Genomic DNA, 18,455 nt, shown 5'->3' with positions numbered 1-18,455 from the left:
TTTCTTCTCTGTTCATTGAAGGGTTGTCTGTACCAGGCAAACAACATAAGCGGACAATGATACCCCAGTGCCGGGAAAAGTGGGTAACATTTCCAGCAGCTTACTCTTGTTTATCCGTCGAAGTCAGGCTGAGGGACAAAGAGACAATGCCTTCATCCAGCTGGATATCAACGTCAAAACCGAGCTTCCGCGCCAGGGTCACCATACCCCGATTATTTGGCATAGTAATGCCATTGAGCCGTGACAATCCGTGATCGCGCGTATAACCAATGAGTTTTTCGAGCAGCCGTCTGCCCAAACCCAAACCTTTAAGATCGGAACGCACCAGTACGGCAAACTCCGCATCCACGTTATCCGGGTCGGAAATGGCACGCGTCACGCCGAGGATCTCCTCTCCCTCTGCGGAACGGCGGACCGCCACAATCGCCATTTCTCGATCGTAGTCGATCTGGGTCATATTGGCTAAATCGTCGTGGGTAAATTCATTAATTTCGCTGAAATAGCGATAGTACAAATCTTCTTTCGTCACCTGCGAGATGAACGCTCGCAGCAGCGGCTCGTCTTCCGGCAGGATAGGGCGAAACAGTGCCCGCTCTCCATTTTTCATCTCCACCCACTCTTCCAGATGGAGAGGATAAGGACGAATGGCGAGACGGCTTTCCCGGTCACCGACAAATGGCGCAATTTCCAGCGTCACGTCGAGGGCAGTGAATTCATTTCCGGAAGCGAGGAGCGGGTGGATGTCCAGGCGCTGGATCTCAGCACAGTCAACAATGAGGTTGGAGACCTTCACCAGAAACTGGCTTAACCCGGCGATATCAAGCGGCCTCAGAGCGCTTCTGCCGCGGATTTTTTTACTTTTGATGGCCTGAATAACCAAATAACGCGCCAGGTTCATGTTTAGAGGTGGAAGCGCGACAGCCGCTTGTTCTTCTGGCCGCCATTCAACGCCGCCTTCACCCAACATAATAAGTGGACCAAAAACCGGATCGTGTTCGACGACCACGCGCAGCTCCTGAGCACCTGCTCGGTTAGCCATGCTCTGCACCAGCAGGCCGTGGATCCGGGCCTGTGGCCACGTCATTTTAACGCGATCGATAATGGCATCCGCGGCCTGTTGTACTTCTGTCGCGGTGCGCAGATACAGCATGACGCCCTGAACATCCGATTTGTGCGGAATATCGGGGGAGCGCAGCTTCAGCGCGACCGGATAGCCAATCTGCTCAGCGATATGTACCGCCTCAGCGCTGTCACCGGCAATCCAGGTCGGCAGTGTTTGCATCCCATAGCTGCCAAGAATGGGTTGCACTTCATGCGTATCAAGCGAAGTGGCGCCCTCTTCGATGGCCTGTTGCAATAAACTGTGTACGTCCACCGAATTTGCTGTGAGGTTGCCCGGTAGGGCAGGCGTTTCACGCAGCTGCTTCTGGTTGCGGCGGTACTCAACCATATGCATAAACGCGGTTATGGTGCCCTCTGGCGTACGGTAGGTTGGCAACCCGGCTTCACTAAACAGACGTCGCGCTTCCTGCGAGGAGAACTCGCCGCACCAGTTGGTCAGCAGGGTGACGTATTTGCCGCGCGGATGGTTTCGGACAGCCTCAATCAGCGTTCGTGCACTTTCGCTGCCTGGCGCAACCGCGCTGGGCGAATGGATAATCATCAGCGCATCAAAGTCCTGGCTATCCAGCAAAATCGTGATCGCCTTAATGTAACGATCGCTGCTGGCATCATCGCGCAAATCGAGGGGATTATCGGGAACAACGCTTCCCGGTAACGCGTCCCGCAGGCGCTGGAGCGTCTCTTCACCCAGCGTGGCCAGCTTGCCGTTGCGTAGCCAGAGCTCGTCCAGCGCCAGGGCGGCGGGAGCGGCTCCGTTGCTGACAATCATCAGCTTTTCACCGCGCAGGGGACGCATGTGGCTCAACGTTTCGACGGCGGAAAAAAGCTCGTGCGTATCCTGTACCCGCAGTAAACCGGCGCGCTGGATCGCTGCATCCCATGCGGGATCCATCCCGGAATGGGATTGCAGCAGGCGCTGAGCCGCGGGGCTGCGCCCGCTTTTGATGACCAGAATCGGTTTATTACGCGATGCGCTACGCGACGCCGACACAAAACGACGGGCGTCACTCAGGTGTTCAAGGTAGAGCAGGATAGCGCTGGTTTTGCTGTCACGCGCCAGGAAATCCAGCAGCTCATCGACGTCAATGTCCAGGCTGTCGCCGAGGGCGATGAAATAGGAAAAGCCCATCTCACGCTGCTGCGCCCAGTCGAGGATGGTATTGGATACCGCTGCCGACTGTGAAATAAAGGCCAGTTTGCCTTTACGGATCGGAACCGGGGAAAAACTGGCATTCAGCCCTTGCCAGGGCGCAAGCAGACCGAGGCTATTTGGACCAAGAATGCGCATCTGGTAGCGGCTGGCGCAGGCCAGCAGTTCGGGCTGCTGTTCAGGAGGCGAGGAAAGAATAATGCAGGTTTTACAGCCTTTCTGACCGAGCGACTCAAGCAATTCGAGGTTTCGTTTCGCATGCGTACAGAGCACGGCGAGGTCGGGAACAAACGGTAAACTTTGCACGTCCGGCCACGCCAGCACCCCCTGTACCGCTTTATAAGCGGGCGTAACGGGCATGACCGGGCCGTTAAACCCGCCAGCCAGCAGGTTACGCATCATCAGATACCCTGCGCGGTCCGGTTTCATCGAGGCGCCAATAACGGCAATGGATTTCGGACGGAGTAGCGCTTCTAACCCTCTCTGGCTCATGCAGGCCTCCTGTGAATGCAAGCGACCTGATGATTTTAAACGCTTTCTGTCTCTGTTGCTGTGACGCTACCCTTATGAACGGTTTTTCCTGCCAGATAACGTTCGCGAAAGCAGGAGAAATGGGAGCTTAATGCGCTGGCCGCCTGGGTATCGCCCGCCAGATCCAGTAGCGCAATGGCGACTTCAGCGGTGCAATATTGACCCTCGGCATGCGCTTCTCGTAAGCGATAGGCCGAAACGCGCGACAGATCGACGGAAATCACCGGCAGCGCATCAAGATAAGGGCTTTTGCGAAACATCTTTCTTGCTTCGGTCCAGGTGCCGTCGAGCATAATAAACAGCGGCGGCTTACCGGATGGTGGCGCCGTAAGCACCTGGCGTTGTTCGCCTGCATATGATGCCGGGAAAACGACCATGGGCTGATAGTCCGGGTTTGCCACCAGGTCAAGCAGAGCCTGAGGTGGCTCAGTGCGCGACCACTGAAACGCTGCGGTATTGGGCAGAATATCGGCGATCAAACGCCCCGTGTTGCTGGGCTTCATCGGTTCGGTATCGAACATGACCAGACAAAAGCGGCTTTTCGCCTCGCTCGGTGTAAGCGTTTCGCACAGACACACTTTCAGCGGTAAAAGGCAGCGCTGGCAGCGGCGAATACGGTTGCCTCGGGCCAGAAAAGGGCGGGTTGCGCGCGCAAGGCGCTCGGCGCGTAATTGAAGTACAGCGTTATCAGTCATGGGCGAAAAGGCAGGAAAAACCCCATTTTCGCAGAGGAGAGAACGGGGCACAAGATGTGCCCCGTGAATGTTACAGGGATTCGTTTAACCAGCTGTCGAAAGGTGCCTTCGGTACTGCACCATTGAGCATGTCGATCACTTCCCCATTTTTGAAAATCATAATGGTTGGAATGCTGCGAATGCGAAAACGGGCGCTGAGTTCACGTTCCGCTTCGGTATTCACTTTAACAAAACGCATTTTCCCGCTGCGCTCTTCAGCCACGTCTTCGAAGATGGGCGCAAAGTTACGGCAGGGGCCGCACCACGGTGCCCAGAAATCGACCACAACCGGCAGATCGTCCTTGAGGAGTTTGTCCAGCGTAGCACCCGTCGCGTTAATGACATCGCCATCAAATAATTCGTGGCCACAACGCCCGCATTTCGCACCGTCATCCATCCGATCGTCCGGAATGCGGTTTAAAGCCTGACAGTTGGCACATACGGTATTCATAACTAACCTCTGATAGAGCCGTGGAACAACGGCAGAACGCCGATAATGTTTCTGATATGTTACATATTATCAGTGAGCCTGTATAAATCGACAACGCGTTTTATTCAATGGGAACAATAGTCACAGGCTTTTGTACGAAATTATGGCTATGAGCTTGCACATCGGGTAATCTGCGCGCTTCGCGCAGCGCTGGTGGAGAAAAGCATGAACGACGAAATGAAAAACAAAAGCGGCAAGGTCAAAGTGATGTATGTCCGCAGTGATGATGACTCTGATAAACGCACCCAAAATCCGCGTACCGGAAAAGGTGGCGGGCGTCCGGCGTCTTCTCGTGCAGACGGTGGCCGTCGCCCCGCCCGCGATGACAGAAATAACCGCGGCGATGACCGCAAACGTGATGACCGTAAGCGTGACGATCGCAAACGCGATGATTTTGTCCGCGACGGTGGATCGCCATGGCGTACCGTTTCGCGCGCGCCCGGTGAAGAGGCGACCGAAAAAGCCGATCACGGCGGTATCAGCGGAAAAAGCTTTATCGATCCGGAAGTGCTGCGTCGTCAGCGTGCGGAAGAAACCCGTGTATATGGCGAGAACGCCTGTCAGGCCCTGTTCCAGAGCCGCCCGGAGTGTATCGTTCGCGCATGGTTTATCCAGAGCGTGACCCCGCGCTTTAAAGAAGCGCTGCGCTGGATGGCGGCGAACCGTAAAGCCTACCACGTGGTTGACGATGCCGAGCTGACAAAAGCGTCCGGGACTGAACACCACGGCGGCGTCTGCTTCCTGATCAAAAAACGTAACGGCACCACCGTGCAGCAGTGGGTCAGCCAGGCGGATGCCGATGACTGTGTGCTGGCGCTGGAAGATGTGGGTAACCCGCATAACCTGGGCGCTATGATGCGTAGCTGCGCGCACTTTGGCGTGAAAGGCGTTCTGTTGCAGGATGCCGCGCTGCTGGAATCCGGTGCGGCAATCCGTACCGCGGAAGGCGGTGCTGAGCATGTTCAGCCGATCACCGGCGACAGCGTGCTGGAGGCCCTTGAGCAATTCCGTAACGCGGGCTACACCATTGTCACCACCTCAAGCCGTGCCGCTACGCCGCTGTTTAAAGCGACGTTGCCGCGCAAAATGGTGCTGGTGTTAGGTCAGGAGCGCGATGGTCTGTCTGATGCGGCACTCTCCAGCGCTGACATGAGCGTTTCTATCGACGGCACTGGCAACGTTGAAAGCCTGAACGTATCCGTTGCGACCGGCGTGCTGCTGGCCGAATGGTGGCGTCAGAACAAGGCATAAGCCTTATATGTGCCGGGCCTGACCCGGCACATTCAAACCCTACTCACTCTCTGCCGGTAACACAGGCATCCAGTCAATCGGCTTTTCGCCACGCTTTTCCAGCCACTCATTCGTCAGAACAAAATGGTTACTGCCAAAGAAACCGCGATGCGCAGACAGCGGCGACGGGTGCGGTGCTTTCAGTACGTGATGGCGCTGACGATCGATAATCGCCCCTTTCTTTTGGGCATGTGAACCCCAGAGTAAAAACACGACGCCTTCACGATGCTCATTGATCAGGCTGATAACCTTATCGGTAAAGGTTTCCCATCCCAGACTGGCGTGGGAGTGTGCCTGACCCGCCCGGACGGTTAATACGGTATTCAGCAACAGCACGCCCTGGCGCGCCCAGCTTTCCAGATAACCGTGATTAGGGCGGGTGAAACCCGGAATCGTTCCTTCCAGCTCTTTATACATATTCAGCAGAGAAGGGGGAATGGCCACGCCCGGACGCACGGAAAATGCCAGTCCGTGAGCCTGCCCGGGACCATGGTACGGATCCTGCCCCAGTATAACCACCTTCACGTCGCTCAGTTCGGTGTAGCGAAAGGCGTTAAATACATCTTTCTGCGGTGGATAAATTGTCTGGCCGGCCTGCCGTTCAGCCGCAACGGTACTGAGGGTATTAATAAAATAGGGCTGCTGCTTCTCTTCTGCCAGCACGTCATGCCAGGTTAAAGGTGTTGTCATCTCGCTCTCCTGCGAATTTCATTCTCTGCCTAGCTTACCTGCTAATGCCTGGTGAGCAAAATTACCCGCGGAAAAGCGGCTAAGTGTCTCAATTTATGTTGAAAACCAGGCAGGGCAAGTTGAATTGGTAAATCATTAAAATTGATCTAAAACAAAAAATTCAGACCACACTCTTTATGTGGTTAGTGATTTTGTTGATTTAAATCAATAAATCACCCGGGTCTGAATGTTATATATACACACAACAAACAATGGTTTTACCAATTGGCCGCAAAAGGCCAGCATCAGTTAATGTAGCCTAAGGGAGGCAACACATGATTACAGGTATCCAGATTACTAAAGCTGCAAATGACGATCTGCTGAACTCTTTCTGGCTGCTGGACAGCGAGAAAAACGAAGCGCGCTGTGTAGTAGCGAAAGCAGGTTTTGCGGAAGACGAAATCGTTCCGGTGAGCAAACTGGGCGAAATTGAATACCGTGAAATTCCAATGCAAGTGCAACCAGAAGTGCGCGTGGAAGGTGGTCAGCACCTGAACGTTAACGTCCTGCGTCGTGAAACGCTGATGGATGCTGTTGAGAACCCAGAAAAATACCCGCAGCTGACCATCCGTGTGTCTGGCTATGCGGTGCGTTTCAACTCTCTGACTCCGGAACAGCAGCGCGACGTTATCGCCCGTACCTTTACTGAAAGCCTGTAAGGTTTCAGCTTCGGGGGTGGAATAAAAAGCCGGGAATGTCCCGGCTTTTTTTTACTCTTCAGTTTTTGTCTCTGGCGCAGCAGAACTTGGCTTACGGCGCTTACCAATATTTTTGGTATCGCGGTGGCGCTGCTTCACGCGCGGCTTCTCTTTTTCTTTCTCTTTTCTCTCAGCACGTTTCGCGAGCGCTTTCTTGGACGGTTTACCCGTCATTTTTTCACTCGGCGCACGTGTCGTCGGACGAAGTTCGTCAATCACACGAGCTTTTAGCGGCTCATCAACGTAGCGGCCAATTTTTTGGAGCAGCAGATGGTCGTGCGCTTCTACCAGAGAAATAGCAATCCCTTTGCGGCCCGCACGGCCGGTACGACCAATACGGTGCAGGTAAGTATCACCGCTGCGCGGCATATCAAAGTTGATCACATGGCTCACGTCCGGGATGTCGATCCCGCGCGCGGCAACGTCGGTTGCAACCAGCACATTCACGCGACCATCGGTCAGGCGCTTAATCCCTTCGGTACGCTTAACCTGTGCCATTTCACCTTCGAGATAGCAGTTGTTGATGCCAGCGTTGCGGAGCATTTCTGCCAGCTCATGCACGCGCTCGCGTTTACGTACGAAGACGATGGTACGGGTTGCTTCTTCCTGCTTCAGCAGATGTTTCAGCAACTCAACTTTATGCTCAAGGTTATCTGCGCGGTAGTACCACTGGTGGATCTTCTTACGCTCACGCGTCGATGGCGTAGCGGACACTTCCACCGGATCTTCCAGCAGACGTTCGGCGAAATCTTTAATGGCATCCCCTTCAAGGGTTGCCGAGAACAGCATTGTCTGGTTACGCCAGCGCGTTTCACCCGCGATGTGTTCGATATCCTGGGCAAAGCCCATGTCCAGCATGCGGTCAGCTTCATCGAGAATCAGCGTTTCCACCGCCCGGCAGTCGAAGTTCTCTTCTTTTATGTATTGCAGCAGACGGCCTGTCGTCGCGACAACGATATCCTGGTTTTCGCTGAACACTTCGGCGTGGTTCATATACGCTACGCCGCCGGTGATGGTCGCGATATCCAGATGGGTGTTCGCCGCCAGCTCACGCGCGTGTTCGGCAACCTGCATCGCCAGTTCACGGGTCGGGGTCAGGATCAAAATGCGCGGCGGCCCTGATTTTTTACGCGGAAAATCGAGCAAATGCTGCAACACAGGCAGCAAGTAGGCTGCTGTCTTCCCCGTGCCGGTTGGCGCAGAACCGAGCACATCGCGGCCCTCAAGCGCAGGCGGAATGGCCGCGGCCTGAATGGCGGTCGGGCGTGTAAAGCCTTTACTCTCAAGAGCATTGAGCAGGCTTTCATCGAGTTCAAGTTCGGAAAAAGTCGTTACAGTCATGTTCTACCTCTGTGTGGGGCGCTGATTATAGACGTTACGGCTGTAATCTTCATCTGTTTGTATGGATATCGCTTTTCGACCACTTCGCTTTCCCCTATGCTACTCCAGTTTCACACAGAAGGTTGCCCTGACATGTCTCAACTCAAAGCGCAGTTGCGCCGCGATGGTTTTACGTTTAAACAATTTTTTGTGGCGCACGATCGTTGCGCAATGAAAGTCGGTACAGACGGTATTTTACTGGGTGCATGGGCCCCTGTCGCAGGTGTAAAACGCATTCTGGATATTGGTACGGGCAGCGGACTTCAGGCGCTGATGCTGGCGCAGCGTACAGAAGAACACGTCACTATCGACGCCGTTGAGCTTGATCCTCAGGCGGCCCAGCAGGCAAGCGAAAACGCTGCCGATTCTCCGTGGGCAGAACGGATCAGGGTGGATTGTGCCGATGTCCTGACCTGGGCACCGGAGCAGACTGCGCGTTACGATTTGATCGTCAGCAATCCGCCGTATTTCACGCCAGGTGTGGAGTGTGGAACGCCGGAACGCGAGCAGGCACGTTACACCGGCTCGCTCGATCACAAGGCGCTACTGACCAGCGCGGCGGAACTCATCTCGGAAGAGGGATTTTTCTGCGTGGTCTTGCCCGAAAGCACGGGTAACACCTTCATTGAGATCGCTCGGGATATCGGCTGGAGTTTGCGTCTTCGTACCGATATTTCGGATACGGAAGGTCGCTTACCGCACCGCGTGTTGCTGGCGCTCTCGCCGAAAGAGGGGGAGTGCTTTACCGACAGGATGGTTATTCGCGGGCCAGACCAGCGTTATTCCGAAGATTACACTGCCCTGACCCAGGCCTTTTATCTGTTTATGTGAACCTGCGGCGTCAACACCGACGGGCCGGACGTTTCCAGCGGGTCGGGATAGTCCAGCGTATAATGCAGGCCACGACTCTCTTTGCGCATCATCGCACAGCGTACAATCAGCTCGGCAACCTGCACAAGGTTGCGCAGCTCCAGCAGATTATTGGAAACGCGGAAGTTGGCGTAATATTCATCAATTTCCTGCTGCAACATCATGATGCGGCGTAACGCGCGTTCCAGACGCTTCGTTGTGCGTACAATCCCGACATAATCCCACATGAGAAGCCGCAGCTCGTGCCAGTTATGCTGGATAACCACCAGTTCGTCCGGGTTCTCTACTCGACTTTCATCCCATGCTGGCAGGTGCGTTGTTGGACGTGCATAGGGCATGCGTTTGGTTATATCTTCCGCAGCCGACCATCCATACACCAGACACTCCAGCAATGAGTTTGATGCCATGCGATTCGCACCATGCAGGCCGGTGTAGCTGACCTCGCCGATCGCATACAAACCATCCACGTCGGTACAACCATGATCGTCAACCATCACCCCGCCACAGGTATAGTGGGCGGCAGGCACAATCGGCACCGGATCGCGGGTTAAATCGATACCCAGACTCCGCAGCTTTTCATAAATCATCGGGAAGTGCTGGCGAATAAAGTCTGCCGGTTTATGGCTAATGTCCAGATACATACAGTCCACGCCAAGCCGCTTCATCTCGTGGTCAATGGCGCGGGCCACGATATCCCGCGGGGCAAGTTCACCTCGGGGGTCGAAGTCCGGCATAAACCTGGAACCGTCCGGTCGCTTGAGATACGCGCCTTCGCCGCGCAAAGCTTCAGTTAACAGGAAGTTACGTGCCTGCGGGTGGAACAGGGCGGTAGGATGGAACTGATTAAACTCCATATTCGCTACGCGGCAGCCTGCGCGCCAGGCCATAGCGATACCGTCTCCGGAGGCGATATCCGGGTTAGTCGTGTACTGGTAAACCTTGGAGGCGCCGCCGGTCGCCAGCACAACGGCTTTAGCCTGGCAGGTTTCCACCTTCTCTTTATTCCGATTCCACACCCATGCGCCGACAACACGGCGCGTGCCGGGCAGGCCAATTTTATCGGAAATAATCAGGTCGACGGCGTTACTGCGCTCCAGCACCCGAATATTGGGATGGCTGAGGGCTTTGCTGACCAATGTGGTTTCAACCGCTTTTCCTGTTGCATCAGCAGCGTGCAGAATACGGCGATGGCTGTGCCCGCCTTCACGGGTCAGATGATAGCTCTCTTCACCATTAGGCTGAACCTGCGTATCAAACAGCACGCCCTGGTCGATAAGCCATTGCACGCAGTGGCGGGCATTGCTGGCGACAAACTCTGCGGCATGCTCATCCACGATCCCGGCACCGGCAATCAGAGTGTCTTCTACGTGTGAGGCAATGCTGTCCGTTTCATCAAACACGGCGGCAATACCGCCTTGTGCATAGAAGGTGGAACTTTCGCTCATCGGCCCTTTACTCAGCACGATTACGTTCTGATGTTCCGCCAGGCGCAGCGCGAGGGAGAGGCCAGCAGCACCGCTGCCGATAATCAGTACATCACAATGGAGTTCAGGCGTTGTATTCATGATGTTTGTTTAATTTACTAAACATGGTCTGGGCAGAATAGCATTGTGATGCGAGTTATCGCACGTTTTTTTTGAAGCGTGTTGCAATGACTAAACGGATGGCCGGAAGTTAAATCATCGCTAAATGAATGGAATTATTTTGCGAAGCAGATCGTTAGCTTCAGATTTTGTGGTGAAATAAAGCCTGTGTTGCGTTACTCTTCTGACGATAAAGTTAATGATTCTTGTCAGAAAGCGGGTGCGTATCGTGAACAGACTTATAATGAGAGAAAATGAACGGTCTGCGGCGCGATGAACAAAAACAAAGGCGTTACGGAACTTATTGAAGAACAGACGCTCTAATTCGGTGCTTGCTCAAAGTGCAATGTTGTTAGAGTGGCGTTTCGATAACGCGTGGAATTTGGTTTGGGGAGACATTACCTCGGATGAGCGAGCAGTTAACGGACCAGGTCCTGGTTGAACGGGTCCAGAAGGGAGATCAGAAAGCTTTTAACCTACTGGTGGTGCGCTACCAGCATAAGGTAGCGAGTCTGGTTTCCCGCTATGTACCGTCAGGCGATGTTCCTGATGTGGTACAAGAGTCTTTTATTAAGGCCTATCGCGCGCTGGATTCATTCCGGGGGGATAGTGCTTTTTATACCTGGCTGTATCGTATTGCAGTCAATACGGCTAAGAATTATTTGGTTGCTCAGGGGCGTCGTCCGCCTTCAAGTGATGTTGACGCTATCGATGCAGAAAACTTCGAAAGTGGCGGCGCGCTGAAAGAAATTTCGAACCCTGAGAACTTAATGTTGTCAGAAGAACTGAGACAAATCGTTTTTCGCACGATCGAGTCGCTCCCGGAAGATTTACGCATGGCAATTACGTTACGGGAGCTGGATGGCCTAAGCTATGAAGAGATAGCCGCCATCATGGATTGTCCGGTCGGCACGGTTCGTTCACGAATTTTCCGTGCGCGAGAAGCCATTGATAATAAAGTTCAACCGCTTATCAGGCGTTGACGATAGCGGGATACTGGAAAAGGTATTAGGCATGCAGAAAGAAAAACTTTCCGCTTTAATGGATGGTGAAATGCTGGATAGTGAGCTGCTCGATGAGTTGTCTCATTCTCCCGAAATGCAACAGACCTGGGAGAACTATCATCTTATCCGCGACACTCTGCGGGGTGATACCAGCGATGTTCTCCATTTCGATATCTCAGCACGCGTTATGGCGGCCATTGAGAACGAACCTGTTCATCAGACCACGCCGCTTATTCCTGAAGCGCAGCCTGCACCTCACCAATGGCAGAAAATGCCGTTCTGGCACAAGGTGCGTCCATGGGCCAGCCAGCTCACCCAGATGGGAGTCGCTGCGTGTGTATCGCTTGCAGTTATCGTTGGGGTCCAGCACTATAATACCCAGTCTGAAGCCAGTCAGCAGCCTGAAGCGCCAGTGTTCAATACGCTGCCGATGATGGGTAAAGCCAGTCCGGTTAGCCTGGGCGTACCGGCAGATGTCTCCGCAAGCGGCGGACAGCAACAGCAGGTACAGGAGCAGCGTCGTCGCATTAATGCGATGTTGCAGGATTACGAGTTGCAGCGTCGTCTGCACTCCGAGCAGCTTCAGTTTGAGCAGGCCCAAACCCAGCAGGCTGCTGTGCAGGTGCCAGGAAACCAAACTTTAGGAACGCAATCGCAGTAATGAAGCAACTTTGGTTCGCCATGTCTTTGATGGCGGGTAGCCTGTTCTTCTCTGCTAACGCCTCGGCTGATGTTTCATCCGGGGCGTTGTTGCAGCAAATGAATCTGGCCAGCCAGTCACTCAATTACGAGTTGGCATTTATTAGCATCAATAAGCAGGGTGTCGAATCGTTACGCTATCGCCACGCCCGCCTTGATAATCAGCCGCTCGCCCAGCTTTTACAGATGGATGGCCCGCGTCGGGAAGTGGTCCAGCGTGGGAACGAAATCAGCTATTTCGAGCCAGGCCTTGAGCCGTTTACGCTCAATGGTGACTACATCGTTGATTCCCTGCCATCGCTCATTTACACCGATTTTAAACGTCTCGCCCCCTACTATGATTTTATCTCGGTGGGGCGAACGCGTATTGCCGACAGGTTGTGCGAAGTGATCCGCGTAGTCGCGCGGGATGGGACACGTTACAGCTATATCGTCTGGATTGACGCAGAGACGAAGCTGCCGATGCGCGTTGATCTTCTCGATCGCGACGGTGAAACGCTGGAGCAGTTCCGCGTGATCTCCTTCGACGTGAACGGTCAGGTTGGCAACAGTATGCAGAATCTGGCCAAAGCCAGCCTGCCGCCTTTGCTTTCCGTACCTGCCGGCGATTCTGTCAATTTCAACTGGGTACCTTCCTGGATCCCGCAAGGATTCAGCGAAGTATCCAGCAGCCGTCGCCAGCTGCCGACTATCGAAACACCGGTTGAGTCGCGCCTCTATTCCGATGGGCTATTTAGCTTCTCGGTGAATATCAATCGCGCTACGGCGAACAGTTCCGAACAGATGCTCCGTACCGGTCGCCGGACGGTTAGCACGACGGTACGCGATAATGCGGAAATTACCATTGTTGGTGAATTACCGCCGCCAACAGCAAAACGTATTTCAGACAGCATTAAATTCAGGGCTGCGCAATGATTAAAGAGTGGGCGACGGTCGTATCCTGGCAGGATGGCGTAGCGCTTGTCAGCTGTGACGTTAAAGCATCATGCAGCAGCTGCGCTTCGCGAGCCGGTTGCGGCAGCCGCGTATTGAATAAGCTGGGGCCGCAAACGTCGCACACTATTGCTGTGTCGAGCGATCAGCCGCTGGTGGCAGGGCAAAAAGTGGAGCTCGGCATCGCTGAAGGCAGCCTGCTCACTTCCGCCATACTGGTTTACCTTTCTCCGCTCGCCGGACTTTTCGTGATGGGCGGGGTTTTCCAGATGCTGTTCGGCACAGATTTGGCCGCCATGTGCGGTGCCGCCTTGGGCGGTGTGGGCGGGTTCTGGCTTGCTAAAGGCGTTTCCCCAAGGCTTACCGCCCGGGAAGCCTGGCAGCCCGTCATTCTCAGCGTTGCACTGGCACCCGACCAACTTCGTGTTGAGACGCTCTCTTCTGAGGCCCGGTGATCTGCCGGGCTTTATTATTATTTACATCGCAATAAAGTAAACGCCGTCTCTTCGCGCTATACCTGACTCTAAGTGCATTTCCAGCAGACGAGGTTGTAGTGTAGAATGCTGCGTTTTCGCACTGAAAAACGTCAGGCTAAGAACAGCGGCCTCCAGGAATTCGTAAGGCATAATTATTTAACTATATGAAGAACATACGTAACTTTTCGATCATTGCTCACATTGACCACGGTAAGTCGACGCTGTCTGACCGTATTATCCAGATTTGCGGTGGCCTGTCTGATCGTGAAATGGCAGCCCAGGTTCTGGACTCCATGGACCTGGAACGCGAACGCGGTATTACCATTAAAGCCCAGAGCGTGACGCTCGACTATAAGGCTTCCGATGGTGAAACCTACCAGCTGAACTTTATCGACACCCCAGGGCACGTTGACTTCTCTTATGAAGTGTCACGCTCGCTGGCGGCCTGCGAAGGCGCGCTGCTGGTGGTGGATGCCGGGCAGGGCGTAGAGGCCCAGACGCTGGCAAACTGCTATACCGCCATGGAAATGGATCTCGAAGTGGTGCCGGTTCTGAATAAAATCGACCTGCCAGCCGCCGATCCTGAGCGCGTAGCGGAAGAAATTGAAGACATCGTCGGTATCGATGCGACCGATGCAGTGCGCTGCTCGGCAAAAACCGGCGTAGGTGTTCCGGATGTACTGGAACGTCTGGTGCGTGACATTCCGCCGCCGGAAGGTGACCCGGATGCGCCGCTCCAGGCGCTGATCATCGACTCCTGGTTTGATAACTACCTGGGCGTTGTCTCGCTGGTGCGTATTAAAAACGGCACCATGCGTAAAGGCGACAAAATCAAGGTCATGAGCACCGGGCAGGTCTACAACGCTGACCGCCTCGGCATCTTCACGCCAAAACAGGTTGACCGTACCGAACTGAAATGCGGCGAAGTGGGTTGGCTGGTCTGTGCAATTAAAGACATCCTCGGCGCGCCAGTGGGCGATACCCTGACCGGCGCACGTAACCCGGCAGATAAAGCGCTGCCAGGCTTCAAAAAGGTGAAACCGCAGGTTTATGCGGGTCTGTTCCCGGTCAGCTCCGACGATTACGAAAACTTCCGCGATGCGCTCGGAAAGCTGAGCCTCAACGATGCTTCCCTGTTCTATGAGCCAGAAAGCTCAACGGCGCTGGGCTTCGGCTTCCGCTGTGGCTTCCTCGGTCTGCTGCACATGGAGATCATTCAGGAACGTCTGGAGCGTGAATACGATCTGGATCTGATCACCACCGCCCCGACGGTTGTCTACGAAGTAGAAACCACGTCGAAAGAGGTCATCTACGTCGACAGCCCTTCCAAGCTCCCGCCGCTGAATAATATTCAGGAACTGCGCGAGCCTATCGCAGAGTGTCACATGCTGCTGCCGCAGGAGTTCCTCGGCAACGTGATCACCCTGTGTATTGAGAAGCGTGGCGTGCAGACCAACATGGTGTACCACGGTAACCAGGTGGCGCTGACCTATGAAATTCCGATGGCGGAAGTGGTGCTCGACTTCTTCGACCGTCTGAAGTCTACCTCCCGTGGCTATGCGTCACTGGACTACAACTTCAAACGCTTCCAGGCCTCGAACATGGTTCGCGTGGACGTGCTGATCAACGGCGAGCGAGTTGATGCCCTGGCGCTGATCACCCACAACGATAACGCACCGTACCGTGGTCGTGAGCTGGTTGAGAAGATGAAAGAGCTGATCCCGCGTCAGCAGTTTGACATTGCGATTCAGGCGGCCATTGGTAACCACATCATTGCCCGTTCAACCGTGAAGCAGCTGCGTAAAAACGTTCTGGCTAAGTGCTACGGCGGCGACGTCAGCCGTAAGAAAAAGCTGTTGCAGAAGCAGAAAGAAGGTAAGAAGCGTATGAAGCAGGTCGGTAACGTTGAGCTGCCGCAGGAAGCATTCCTTGCCATCCTTCATGTTGGTAAAGACGGAAACGGTAAATAACCTTAAGGAGTTGGCATGGCGAACATGTTTGCCCTGATCCTGGTCATCGCTACCCTGGTAACAGGTCTGTTATGGTGCCTGGATAAGTTTATCTTCGCCCCAAAACGCCGTGAACGTCAGGCTGCCGCGCAGGCAGCCACGGGCGATACGCTGGACGCGAAAACCCTGAAAAAAGTCGGCCCAAAACCGGGCTGGCTGGAAACAGGGGCATCGGTCTTCCCGGTGCTGGCGATTGTGCTGGTGGTGCGTTCATTTATCTATGAACCGTTCCAGATCCCGTCAGGATCGATGATGCCAACGCTGCTGATCGGTGATTTCATTCTGGTTGAGAAGTTTGCCTATGGCATCAAAGATCCGATCTACCAGAAAACGCTGATCGAAACGGGTCATCCGAAACGTGGCGACATCGTGGTGTTTAAATATCCGGAAGATCCACGGCTGGATTATATTAAACGCGCGGTAGGTCTGCCGGGCGATAAAGTAACCTACGATCCGATAGCGAAGGAAGTGAGGATTCAGCCAGGCTGTAGCTCTGGAACTGCATGTGAAAATGCGCTGCCAGTCACTTACTCCAACGTTGAGCCAAGTGATTTTGTGCAGACCTTCGCCCGCCGTAATGGCGGTGAAGCGACCAGCGGATTCTTCCAGGTGCCAAAAGGTGAAACCAAAGAGAACGGTATTCGTCTGGTTGAACGCAAAGAGACGCTGGGCGATGTCACTCACCGCATTCTGACCGTGCCAATCGCACAGGACCAGCTAGCAATGTACTACCAGCAGCCAGGCCAGCAGCTGGCGACCTGGATTGTGCCGCCGGGACACTACTTCATGATGGGTGACAACCGCGATAACTCTGCGGACAGCCGTTACTGGGGCTTTGTGCCGGAAGCGAATCTGGTCGGTAAAGCAACCGCTATCTGGATGAGTTTCGAGAAGCAGGAAGGCGAGTGGCCGACCGGCGTTCGCCTGAATCGTATTGGCGGAATTCATTAATTTTCGTCAAAAATAACACGTAGCGGCTTTTATTCACCGCTACGTGAATTATTTCAGCGATAAATCTCTTTGAACTAACGACATCCCCTGTCGTTGCGTATAGAATATTCCCCCGAAGTTTAAGGTTGGCCCTGCAAGGGTGCCACGGCACACGAAACCGCGTTGGTTTTCTCAGGTCGGTTTCGTGTGCTGCATTTTTGACGCATTCATTTATTGGTATCGCATGAACCCCATCGTAATTAATCGGCTTCAACGGAAGCTGGGCTACACTTTTCATCATCAGGAGTTGTTGCAACAGGCATTAACCCATCGCAGTGCCAGCAGCAAACATAATGAGCGTCTCGAGTTTTTGGGCGACTCTATTTTAAGTTTCGTGATTGCAAATGCGCTTTATCATCGTTTTCCGCGTGTGGACGAAGGTGATATGAGCCGCATGCGCGCCACGCTGGTGCGCGGCAACACCCTCGCTGAAATCGCACGCGAGTTTGAGCTGGGTGAGTGTCTGCGTCTGGGGCCGGGTGAGCTGAAAAGTGGTGGGTTCCGACGTGAATCCATTCTTGCCGATACGGTCGAGGCTTTAATCGGTGGCGTGTTCCTGGACAGCGATATCCAGACCGTAGAAAAGATGATCCTGAACTGGTATCAGACCCGTCTGGACGAAATCAGCCCGGGCGATAAACAAAAAGATCCGAAAACGCGTCTGCAAGAATATTTGCAGGGTCGTCACCTCCCGCTGCCATCCTATCTGGTGGTGCAGGTACGTGGCGAAGCGCACGATCAGGAATTTACCATCCATTGCCAGGTCAGTGGCCTGAGTGAACCGGTGGTCGGCACGGGTTCAAGCCGTCGTAAGGCTGAACAGGCTGCCGCCGAACAGGCGTTAAAAATGCTGGAGCTGGAATGAGCGAAGAAAAAACGTATTGCGGATTTATTGCCATCGTCGGACGTCCGAACGTTGGTAAATCCACCCTGTTGAATAATCTGCTTGGACAGAAGATTTCCATTACCTCGCGTAAGGCGCAGACCACGCGTCACCGCATCGTCGGTATCCATACTGAAGGCGCTTATCAGGCGATCTACGTCGATACCCCGGGCCTGCACATGGAAGAGAAGCGTGCCATCAACCGTCTGATGAACAAGGCGGCGAGCAGCTCCATTGGCGACGTAGAGCTGGTGATTTTCGTTGTGGAAGGCACCCGCTGGACGCCGGACGACGAAATGGTCCTGAACAAGCTGCGTGACGGCAAAACGCCGGTGATCCTCGCGGTCAATAAAGTGGACAACGTGCAGGAAAAAGCCGATCTGCTGCCGCATCTGCAATGGCTGGGCAGCCAGATGAACTTCCTGGACATCGTCCCGCTGTCTGCGGAAACGGGTCTGAACGTCGATACCATCGCGGGCATCGTGCGTAAACATCTGCCGGAAGCGACTCATCACTTCCCGGAAGACTACATCACCGATCGCTCTCAGCGTTTTATGGCGTCTGAAATCATCCGTGAGAAGCTGATGCGTTTCCTGGGCGCTGAACTGCCGTACTCTGTGACGGTGGAGATCGAGCGTTTCCAGAGCAACGAGCGTGGCGGCTACGATATTAACGGTCTGATCCTCGTTGAGCGAGAAGGGCAGAAGAAGATGGTGATCGGCAATAAAGGTGCCAAGATCAAAACTATCGGAATCGAAGCCCGTAAAGACATGATGGACATGTTTGAAGCACCGGTTCACCTGGAACTGTGGGTGAAAGTGAAATCTGGCTGGGCCGATGATGAGCGTGCGCTGCGCAGCCTCGGTTACGGCGAAGATCAGTAA

17 protein-coding genes are annotated in these 18,455 nt (G+C 54.2%); 11 read left to right on the top strand and 6 right to left on the bottom strand.

What is annotated here, in order from left to right:
- Positions 1–100: 100 nt before the first annotated feature.
- The 3 genes from BFV65_RS15440 to trxC form a co-directional block, all read right to left on the bottom strand.
- Positions 101–2,764, bottom strand: coding sequence for a bifunctional acetate--CoA ligase family protein/GNAT family N-acetyltransferase (locus BFV65_RS15440; RefSeq protein ID WP_048966850.1), 2,664 nt, complete (start codon positions 2,762–2,764; stop codon positions 101–103).
- Between the two features lie 35 nt (positions 2,765–2,799).
- Positions 2,800–3,498, bottom strand: coding sequence for a tRNA-uridine aminocarboxypropyltransferase (gene tapT / locus BFV65_RS15435; RefSeq protein WP_023306729.1), 699 nt, complete (start codon positions 3,496–3,498; stop codon positions 2,800–2,802).
- A gap of 70 nt (positions 3,499–3,568) precedes the next feature.
- The gene (gene trxC, locus BFV65_RS15430) at positions 3,569–3,988 is read right to left on the bottom strand and encodes a thioredoxin TrxC (protein ID WP_003860733.1); all 420 of its coding nucleotides are present in this window, start codon (positions 3,986–3,988) and stop codon (positions 3,569–3,571) included.
- 204 nt (positions 3,989–4,192) lie between these two features.
- Here trxC and BFV65_RS15425 point away from each other — a divergent pair, with 204 nt between their 5' ends.
- A complete protein-coding gene (locus BFV65_RS15425; RefSeq protein ID WP_023300740.1) occupies positions 4,193–5,278 on the top strand; it encodes a tRNA/rRNA methyltransferase in 1,086 nt (361 codons plus the stop codon).
- A gap of 39 nt (positions 5,279–5,317) precedes the next feature.
- On the opposite strand, the gene ung is transcribed toward BFV65_RS15425, so the two are convergent.
- Positions 5,318–6,007, bottom strand: coding sequence for a uracil-DNA glycosylase (gene ung / locus BFV65_RS15420; protein ID WP_003860729.1), 690 nt, complete (start codon positions 6,005–6,007; stop codon positions 5,318–5,320).
- A 314-nt stretch (positions 6,008–6,321) separates the two neighbouring features.
- On the opposite strand from ung, the gene grcA reads away from it, so the two are divergent.
- Complete coding sequence (gene grcA / locus BFV65_RS15415; RefSeq protein ID WP_022649048.1) at positions 6,322–6,705, top strand: autonomous glycyl radical cofactor GrcA; 384 nt, start codon at positions 6,322–6,324, stop codon at positions 6,703–6,705.
- Positions 6,706–6,756: 51 nt separating this feature from the next.
- On the opposite strand, the gene srmB is transcribed toward grcA, so the two are convergent.
- Positions 6,757–8,085, bottom strand: a complete 1,329-nt coding sequence (gene srmB, locus BFV65_RS15410) for an ATP-dependent RNA helicase SrmB (protein ID WP_022649047.1) — start codon at positions 8,083–8,085, stop codon at positions 6,757–6,759.
- A 132-nt stretch (positions 8,086–8,217) separates the two neighbouring features.
- Here srmB and trmN point away from each other — a divergent pair, with 132 nt between their 5' ends.
- Positions 8,218–8,955 (top strand): tRNA(1)(Val) (adenine(37)-N(6))-methyltransferase TrmN, encoded by a 738-nt coding sequence (gene trmN / locus BFV65_RS15405; RefSeq protein WP_022649046.1) that lies wholly within the window; start codon positions 8,218–8,220, stop codon positions 8,953–8,955.
- Here the strand turns inward: trmN and nadB are convergent.
- Positions 8,940–10,559 carry an L-aspartate oxidase gene (nadB, locus tag BFV65_RS15400; protein WP_063200998.1) on the bottom strand — a complete coding sequence of 540 codons (1,620 nt, stop codon included), beginning with the start codon at positions 10,557–10,559 and terminating at the stop codon, positions 8,940–8,942. The genes trmN and nadB overlap by 16 nt on opposite strands.
- 425 nt (positions 10,560–10,984) lie before the next feature.
- Between nadB and rpoE the strand changes: the two genes are divergently transcribed.
- The 8 genes from rpoE (at position 10,985) to era (ending at position 18,455) form a co-directional block, all read left to right on the top strand.
- Positions 10,985–11,560 carry an RNA polymerase sigma factor RpoE gene (gene rpoE / locus BFV65_RS15395; protein ID WP_006176728.1) on the top strand — a complete coding sequence of 192 codons (576 nt, stop codon included), beginning with the start codon at positions 10,985–10,987 and terminating at the stop codon, positions 11,558–11,560.
- Positions 11,561–11,591: 31 nt separating this feature from the next.
- Positions 11,592–12,242 carry an anti-sigma-E factor RseA gene (gene rseA / locus BFV65_RS15390; RefSeq protein ID WP_048966848.1) on the top strand — a complete coding sequence of 217 codons (651 nt, stop codon included), beginning with the start codon at positions 11,592–11,594 and terminating at the stop codon, positions 12,240–12,242.
- Positions 12,242–13,195, top strand: a complete 954-nt coding sequence (rseB, locus tag BFV65_RS15385; protein ID WP_022649043.1) for a sigma-E factor regulatory protein RseB — start codon at positions 12,242–12,244, stop codon at positions 13,193–13,195. The genes rseA and rseB overlap by 1 nt, the downstream gene beginning before the upstream one ends.
- Entirely contained in the window at positions 13,192–13,668 is a 477-nt protein-coding gene (rseC, locus tag BFV65_RS15380) for a SoxR-reducing system protein RseC (RefSeq protein WP_022649042.1), read from the top strand. Before rseB ends, rseC begins: the two co-directional genes overlap by 4 nt.
- A gap of 185 nt (positions 13,669–13,853) precedes the next feature.
- Positions 13,854–15,659, top strand: coding sequence for a translation elongation factor 4 (gene lepA / locus BFV65_RS15375; protein ID WP_022649041.1), 1,806 nt, complete (start codon positions 13,854–13,856; stop codon positions 15,657–15,659).
- A gap of 15 nt (positions 15,660–15,674) precedes the next feature.
- Entirely contained in the window at positions 15,675–16,649 is a 975-nt protein-coding gene (lepB, locus tag BFV65_RS15370) for a signal peptidase I (RefSeq protein WP_069596828.1), read from the top strand.
- Positions 16,650–16,872: 223 nt separating this feature from the next.
- A complete protein-coding gene (gene rnc, locus BFV65_RS15365; protein ID WP_023300736.1) occupies positions 16,873–17,553 on the top strand; it encodes a ribonuclease III in 681 nt (226 codons plus the stop codon).
- Positions 17,550–18,455: a GTPase Era gene (gene era, locus BFV65_RS15360; protein ID WP_022649038.1), complete on the top strand. Its 906-nt coding sequence runs from the start codon at positions 17,550–17,552 to the stop codon at positions 18,453–18,455. The genes rnc and era overlap by 4 nt, the downstream gene beginning before the upstream one ends.

This window comes from Enterobacter hormaechei subsp. hoffmannii (assembly GCF_001729745.1).
GTDB lineage: Bacteria > Pseudomonadota > Gammaproteobacteria > Enterobacterales > Enterobacteriaceae > Enterobacter > Enterobacter intestinihominis.
This window is presented reverse-complemented; position numbering and strand designations above follow the sequence as displayed.

Coding starts and splice junctions, on each gene's coding strand:
- BFV65_RS15440 (WP_048966850.1), bottom strand. CDS start 2,764: ATGAGCCAGAGAGGGTTAGAAGCGCTACTCCGTCCGAAATCCATTGCC.
- tapT (WP_023306729.1), bottom strand. CDS start 3,498: ATGACTGATAACGCTGTACTTCAATTACGCGCCGAGCGCCTTGCGCGC.
- trxC (WP_003860733.1), bottom strand. CDS start 3,988: ATGAATACCGTATGTGCCAACTGTCAGGCTTTAAACCGCATTCCGGAC.
- BFV65_RS15425 (WP_023300740.1), top strand. CDS start 4,193: ATGAACGACGAAATGAAAAACAAAAGCGGCAAGGTCAAAGTGATGTAT.
- ung (WP_003860729.1), bottom strand. CDS start 6,007: ATGACAACACCTTTAACCTGGCATGACGTGCTGGCAGAAGAGAAGCAG.
- grcA (WP_022649048.1), top strand. CDS start 6,322: ATGATTACAGGTATCCAGATTACTAAAGCTGCAAATGACGATCTGCTG.
- srmB (WP_022649047.1), bottom strand. CDS start 8,085: ATGACTGTAACGACTTTTTCCGAACTTGAACTCGATGAAAGCCTGCTC.
- trmN (WP_022649046.1), top strand. CDS start 8,218: ATGTCTCAACTCAAAGCGCAGTTGCGCCGCGATGGTTTTACGTTTAAA.
- nadB (WP_063200998.1), bottom strand. CDS start 10,559: ATGAATACAACGCCTGAACTCCATTGTGATGTACTGATTATCGGCAGC.
- rpoE (WP_006176728.1), top strand. CDS start 10,985: ATGAGCGAGCAGTTAACGGACCAGGTCCTGGTTGAACGGGTCCAGAAG.
- rseA (WP_048966848.1), top strand. CDS start 11,592: ATGCAGAAAGAAAAACTTTCCGCTTTAATGGATGGTGAAATGCTGGAT.
- rseB (WP_022649043.1), top strand. CDS start 12,242: ATGAAGCAACTTTGGTTCGCCATGTCTTTGATGGCGGGTAGCCTGTTC.
- rseC (WP_022649042.1), top strand. CDS start 13,192: ATGATTAAAGAGTGGGCGACGGTCGTATCCTGGCAGGATGGCGTAGCG.
- lepA (WP_022649041.1), top strand. CDS start 13,854: ATGAAGAACATACGTAACTTTTCGATCATTGCTCACATTGACCACGGT.
- lepB (WP_069596828.1), top strand. CDS start 15,675: ATGGCGAACATGTTTGCCCTGATCCTGGTCATCGCTACCCTGGTAACA.
- rnc (WP_023300736.1), top strand. CDS start 16,873: ATGAACCCCATCGTAATTAATCGGCTTCAACGGAAGCTGGGCTACACT.
- era (WP_022649038.1), top strand. CDS start 17,550: ATGAGCGAAGAAAAAACGTATTGCGGATTTATTGCCATCGTCGGACGT.